The organism is Psychromonas arctica (assembly GCF_038155225.1).
Classification (GTDB): Bacteria; Pseudomonadota; Gammaproteobacteria; order Enterobacterales; family Psychromonadaceae; genus Psychromonas; species Psychromonas arctica_B.
The window spans coordinates 1-217 of the sequence record NZ_JBAKBA010000328.1; the positions used below are offsets into that span (position 1 = coordinate 1).

The window sequence follows — 217 nt, forward strand, 5'->3', positions numbered from 1 at the left end:
GGACGAGTGGGCACTATATAATTTGAACTTGGGATTCTTAAAGTCTGCCCCTCAAGTAATCGCGAAGAGCTCAGATTGTTATACGCTTGAAACTGTTTAGCAGTGCTGCCATATCGTTTGGCAATAACAGACAGAGACTCGCCGCTTTTAACTTTAAGGTGAGTAGGTTCAGGTGCTTTAACTACCGTTTTAACTGTACTAACATTTACACTGTTTT

Annotated in this window: 1 protein-coding gene; it reads right to left on the minus strand. The window is 41.0% G+C overall.

The features are described 5' to 3' along the window. Positions 1-217 (minus strand): LysM peptidoglycan-binding domain-containing protein (locus V6255_RS18695; RefSeq protein WP_341629451.1); only part of this gene is annotated, 217 nt, incomplete at both ends.